The organism is Acidovorax sp. HMWF018 (assembly GCF_003061035.1).
Taxonomy (GTDB): Bacteria; Pseudomonadota; Gammaproteobacteria; order Burkholderiales; family Burkholderiaceae_C; genus Acidovorax; species Acidovorax delafieldii.
The window spans coordinates 1-4,237 of the sequence record NZ_QAIM01000489.1; the positions used below are offsets into that span (position 1 = coordinate 1).

Here is a 4,237-nt window from a genome sequence, read left to right on the forward strand (position 1 = left end):
GTGCTGGTGGACGGGCACAACCGCTACGGCATCTGCCAAAAACATGGCCTGCCGTTCCAGACCGTGCAGAACCCGCGCTTTCAGTCGATGGAAGACGTGCACCTGTGGATGATCGACCAGCACCTGGGCCGCCGCAGCGTGTCGGATTTCCAGCGCGGCGTGCTCGCCCTGCGCAAGCGCGAGATCATGGCCGAGCGCAAGGCGCGCGCAGCCACCGCCACAGAGACCGCCGAAGCCACCCCCACGGCTGATGTGCCCGAAGCCGCAGCCACCCTGCCCGCTCCCGACCCGTTGAACAGCCGCGAGGCCATTGCCAAGGCTGCGCGGCTGAGCAGCAGCCAGGTGGTGATGATCGAAAAGATCCAGAAACAGGCGGCTCCCGAGCTGGTGGCCGCTGTGAAGTCCGGCACTATCTCCATCAACGCCGCAGCCGCCGTCGCCACCCTGCCCGCCGAGGAACAGGTGGCAGCGGCCGTGGCCGGCAAGGACGAACTCAAGCAGGCGGCCAAACGCGTGCGCGAACTCAACAAGCGCAAGCCGCGCGAGGAGGCTCCGTCAGAAGGTAGCCCGGCAGATACCCCCACGGACTCCGTTCCAGCCAGCGACGAGTTGCACACACTGCGCATCCGTGTGGCGGAACTGACGGCGGAGAACACCGAGCTGCGCCGCCAGGTGGCGCAGCTGCAGGCAGCGCTGCCTGCAGACAGCACGCCGTTCTAGAACTATTTTTGAGTCAGGCGCCGGACATCAGCCGTTGGCGTTGCGCAGCGCGCTCAGCCGGTCGGCGATGAGGTCGAGATCCAGCCCATCTTCGCTGTGGGCCAGATAGGCCTCCAGGTCGGCCACCGCCTCGGCTGTGTTGCCTCGCTCGGCGTGCGCCAGCCCCCGGTCGCGGCGCTCGCCCCAGGCCTCGGGCAGCAACACGATCAACCGGTCCAGCACGGCGACCAGCCGTTGCCAGTCCTGCTGGGTGCGGTGCACCTCCTTGAGGTTGCGTAGCATGCGCGCAATGATGTCGCGCGGTGTGGCTGCCTGCAGATACAAGCCGAGCGGTACGTCGTAATCGTCCACCAGACCATTGCGGCGCTTGTAGGGCTCCAGCCGCTCGGCCAGCTCCTCGCGGCTGAGTGACTGGCCCGAGATCGGGTCCAGCACCACCTGGCCCTTGGGCAGCAGCACCTTGACCATGAAGTGCCCCGGGAACGCAATGCCCCGCGCATGCAGGCCCAGCCCCTGGGCCAACTCCATCCACAGCACAGCCAGGCTGATGGGAATGCCCCGGCGCGTGCGCAGCACGGCGTTGAGGTAGCTGTTCTCAGGGTCGTAGTAGTTGTTGATGTTGCCGCCAAAACCCAGGTCGGCAAAAAAGAACTGGTTGAGCGTGCGCAGCCGCTGCAGCGCCGGCGCATCGGCAGGCAGGCGGCGCTTGATACGGGCCTGCAGCTGGTCCACATCGCCCAGCAGTTGCTGCACGTCGAACTCGGGGTATTCATCCTGCGCGAGGCTGGCGGCGGCTTCGAGCAGCGGAAAGTGGTCGTCGCTCTGCACCAGCGATGCAAAGTACTCCAGCGAGGTGGGCACGGAAAGGCTCAAGGACATGGCAGCTTTGTACGGGGCCGTCGCCATGGCGTCAAGCCACAGAAGCGCGGGCTTTGCGGGGTATTTCGGGGTCCAGGCCTGCCGCAGATATTCAGCGGCGCAGCAGCTGGCGCAGCTTCAGGCCGGCCGCCCACAGGGCGCCAAAGTACAGCACTGCGGCTGCAGCCATCATCGCGGCCAGCAGGCCGATGCGCTGCAGGCGCTGCGCCTTCATTTCCACCCAGTCGAAATGCTGGGCACCCCACGCCAGCAGCACTGCCAGCAAGGCGCTGGCCGCCACCACCTGCAAGGCAAACCGCCCCCATCCGGGCAAGGGCCGGTAGCTGCCGCGCCGCAGCAGCCCCACCAGCAGCCAGGTAGCGTTGATGACCGCCCCCACGCCAATCGACAGCGTCAGCGCCGCATGCTGCAAATAGGGCACAAGCACAAAGTTCATCATCTGCGTGAACATTAGCACCGCCACGGCAATCAGCATGGGCGTGCGCATGTCGTGCTTGGCAAAGTAGCCCGGCGCCAGCACTTTGATGGCCACGATGCCCACAATGCCAACCCCGTAGCCCGCCAGGGCCAGCGTGGTCTGCTGCACGTCCCGGTCGGCAAAGGCGCCGTAGTGGTAGAGCACGGCCACCAGGGGCTTGGCAAACACCAGCAGCGCCACCATGCAGGGCACCGACAGCACCACCACCAGCCGCAGCCCCCAGTCGAGCATGGCCGAATAGCGTTCGTCATCCTGCTTGGCGCGGGCGCTGGCCAGCTGCGGCATCAGCACCACGCCCAGCGCCACGCCCAACAGGGCGGTGGGCAGCTCCATCAGGCGGTCGGCATAGGTGATCCAGCTCACGCTGCCAGTGGCCAGATGTGAGGCAATCTGCGTATTGATGAGCAGCGAAACCTGCGCCACGCTCACCCCCAGCAAGGCGGGCAGCATCAGGCGCGCCACCTTGCGGGTGGTCGGGTCCGCCCACGCCGCGCGGATGGCAGACCAGCGCACGCCAATGCGGGGCAGCAGCCCCAGGCGCAGCAGCGCAGGCACCTGGATGCCCAGTTGCAGCAGGCCGCCCAGCATCACACCCGCCGCCTGCGCATAGATGGGCTCGATGCCATGGCGCTTGAACAAGGGCGCGCCCAGCGTGATGGACAGGATGAGCGCAATGTTGAGCAACACCGGCGAGGCTGCAGGCACCGCAAACTTCTTCCACGTGTTGAGAATGCCCCCTGCCAGCGCCACCAGCGACATGAAGCCGATGTACGGGAACATCCAGCGGGTCATCGTGACGGCGGCGTCAAACCCCTCGGGCTGGAGCCCACTGGCCATGGCCCACACCATCCAGGGCGCACCCAGCACGCCCGCGATGCACAGCAGCACCAGCGTCCAGGCCAGCAAGGTGCCCACGTGGTCGATCAGCGCCCGGGCGCCCTCGTCGCCGTCCTCGGCCCGGGTGGCAGCCAGCACCGGCACAAAAGCCTGGCTGAAAGCGCCCTCGCCCAGCACCCGGCGGAACAGGTTGGGAATGCGGAACGCCACATTGAAGGCGTCGGTCATGGCACTGACCCCGAACACGGAGGCCATGAGCAACTCGCGCACCAGCCCGGTGATGCGGGAGACGAGGGTCAAGAGGGAGACGGTGGAGGCGGCTTTGAACAGTGACACCGCGGGGAGTGTATTCCCCCTGCGCCGCTTCGCGCCTCGGTACAGCTGCCAAAGGCGGCAGCTTTTCAGACCGTCCAAGCCTGCGCAGGCGGGCTCGAAGCCGTGCCCCTCCGCCGTCAAGGGCGATGCACATGTCGCGCTGACAGCGCCAGGTGCCACCGGTGCGGTGGCGATGGCGTTCCGCCGGTTCGGGCACAGGTATGGATACAGGAACTGCTCTGGGCTATAATCGCGGGCTTTGCTGGCATCATCCACAGACCCAAGGAACTAAACAATGGCATCCGCAAAACCCAAGAAGAAGAACCCGCGCCTGGCGTCGGGCCGCAAGCGCGTCCGTCAGGACGTCAAGATCAACGCTGCTAACACCTCGCTGCGTTCCAAATACCGTACCGCTGTCAAGAACGTCGAAAAGGCTGTTCTGGCTGGCGACAAGACCAAGGCGACCGAACTGTTCGCCAAGATGCAAGCCGTGGTGGACACCGTGGCTGACAAGGGCATCTTCCACAAGAACAAGGCTGCTCGCGACAAGAGCCGTCTGTCTGCCAAGGTGAAAGCCCTGGCAACGGCCGCCTGACCCACTTCAGGCAAACAGCCCGAACGGCACCTGCCGTTCGCCGTTTGTAACGGGTGCGCTGCCAGCAAAAAACGAACAAACCGCCTTCGGGCGGTTTTTTCGTTGGGGGTTCAGAACTGCGCCAAGCAGCCTGAAGCGCATCACAGGGTGGATGGGGAGTGCCCGCTGGCTGCCGGGCGGGCATGCCCCTGCGCAGCGACGCCTCGGGCCCGACGCGGCAGGCAGCGCCGGAACCCAGGCCGTGGCCGCTCAGGGCTTGGCGGGAGGAGGCGGGTCGGGCAGCAGGCAGGCCTCGGCCACCTGCAGGTTGTTGTCGCGGGCGAAATTGATCACGAAGTCCCAAGCCATGGGTTCGTGCCCCTGCAGGTCGCGGTGCACCACCACGCATTTCACGCCATTGAGCGTGGTGGGAA

The 4,237-nt window shown here is 66.1% G+C and carries 5 protein-coding genes; 2 read left to right on the plus strand and 3 right to left on the minus strand.

Translation table 11 applies throughout. From position 1 onward, the window contains the following. Positions 1-720, plus strand: a 720-nt coding sequence (locus tag DBR23_RS20880) for a plasmid replication/partition related protein (protein ID WP_108499475.1), incomplete at its 5' end; no start/stop codon positions are given. Positions 721-747: 27 nt separating this feature from the next. Here DBR23_RS20880 and DBR23_RS20885 read toward each other — a convergent pair. After that, the gene (locus DBR23_RS20885; RefSeq protein ID WP_056066673.1) at positions 748-1,599 is read right to left on the minus strand and encodes a SirB1 family protein; all 852 of its coding nucleotides are present in this window, start codon (positions 1,597-1,599) and stop codon (positions 748-750) included. Between the two features lie 91 nt (positions 1,600-1,690). Further along, positions 1,691-3,250, minus strand: coding sequence for a murein biosynthesis integral membrane protein MurJ (gene murJ / locus DBR23_RS20890; protein ID WP_108499476.1), 1,560 nt, complete (start codon positions 3,248-3,250; stop codon positions 1,691-1,693). 274 nt (positions 3,251-3,524) lie between these two features. Here murJ and rpsT point away from each other — a divergent pair, with 274 nt between their 5' ends. Next, positions 3,525-3,824, plus strand: a complete 300-nt coding sequence (gene rpsT, locus DBR23_RS20895; RefSeq protein ID WP_056066666.1) for a 30S ribosomal protein S20 — start codon at positions 3,525-3,527, stop codon at positions 3,822-3,824. A gap of 249 nt (positions 3,825-4,073) precedes the next feature. Here the strand turns inward: rpsT and DBR23_RS31365 are convergent. Then, a partial coding sequence (locus DBR23_RS31365; RefSeq protein WP_233250632.1) for a DUF3579 domain-containing protein occupies positions 4,074-4,237 on the minus strand: 164 nt, incomplete at its 5' end.